This window comes from Methyloceanibacter methanicus (assembly GCF_001723285.1).
In the GTDB taxonomy this organism is placed as follows: domain Bacteria; phylum Pseudomonadota; class Alphaproteobacteria; order Rhizobiales; family Methyloligellaceae; genus Methyloceanibacter; species Methyloceanibacter methanicus.
Genome location: NZ_LPWG01000009.1, coordinates 1 through 1,247, shown reverse-complemented (window position 1 = coordinate 1,247; position 1,247 = coordinate 1). Strand labels below are relative to the sequence as shown.

General features: G+C 62.4%; 1 protein-coding gene and 1 pseudogene. Both read left to right on the top strand.

Annotation, left to right across the window (positions count from 1 at the left end; genetic code table 11):
- On the top strand, positions 1-180 hold a 180-nt coding region (locus AUC68_RS17560), incomplete at its 5' end, for a hypothetical protein (protein WP_244500401.1).
- Positions 95-1,236, top strand: a pseudogene (locus tag AUC68_RS05000) (IS30 family transposase). The gene AUC68_RS17560 and the pseudogene AUC68_RS05000, both read left to right, overlap by 86 nt.
- Positions 1,237-1,247: the final 11 nt, after the last annotated feature.

The window sequence follows — 1,247 nt, the reverse complement described above, 5'->3', positions numbered from 1 at the left end:
ATGTCCGCTTTGGGTGGTGGGTTCAGTTGGTCGACGCAACACTTCAGTCTTTTAGCAGAGATGGAGTGTTGGGATGGCCTATCGTCGTCGTCGGATCTATTTCACGGAGAAGCAGAAGGCGGAGATTTGGGATCGCTGGCAGCGTGGAGAGTCGATGAGCTCGATTGGGCGGCTATTTGATCGAAACTCGTCGTCCATCTACCCGGTGCTGGCGAAGACCGGCGGCATCCGCCCTGCGGAGCGGCGAAGGTCGCGACTGGCTCTGACGCTGGCGGAACGCGAGGAGGTCTCCAGAGGGTTACGGGCCCGGCTGTCTCTGCGTGCCATCGCCCGCCAATTACGGCGGGCCCCGTCGACGATCAGCCGCGAGGTAAGCCGCAATGGTGGTCGCGCTTTCTATCGGGCGGTCCAGTCGGATCAGGCGGCGTGGGACCGCGCTCTGCGTCCCAAGCCCTGCAAGCTGGCTTGTCGCCCTAGCTTCGCCGGAGAGTATCGGTCAAACTTAAGCGCAAGTGGTCGCCGCAGCAGATCGCAGGCTGGCTGAAGCGCGCCCATCCCGACGACGAGACCGCCCGCGTGTCCCACGAGACGATCTACCGAAGCCTTTTCATCCAGACGCGGGGCGTTCTGAAGAAGGACCTTCTTGCGCATCTTCGTGCGACACGGACGATCCGCCGCTCGCGACATGCGAGCCTGAAGCGCGACGGGCTGGGACAGATCAAGGACGCGATCTCAATCCGGGAGCGGCCTGCGGCCGTGGAGGACCGCGCCATCCCGGGTCACTGGGAAGGCGATCTGATTGCTGGCGCCAAGAACAGCTATATCGTCACACTCGTGGAGCGTCACACGCGCTACGTGATGTTGGCCAGGATCGAGAATAAGGACACCGCCAGTGTCGTGGCCGCGCTTGCCAGACAGGTACAGCACCTGCCGCGGGAGTTACGCCGGTCGCTCACATGGGATCGGGGCAAGGAACTTGCCGATCACAAACGCCTGAAGCTCGCCATGGATCTCGACATCTACTTCTGCGATCCCCACAGCCCCTGGCAGCGCGGCACGAACGAGAACACAAACCGCCTTCTACGCCAGTACTTCCCAAAGGGCACCGACCTCTCCGTGCACAGCCAGGCCAAGCTGAATGCCGTCGCGCGAGAGCTCAACGAGCGGCCCAGAAAGACCTTGCAGTACTACTCACCAGCGGAGAAGTTCGCCGAGTGTGTTGCGGCGATCGGTTGAATCGGCAGTCA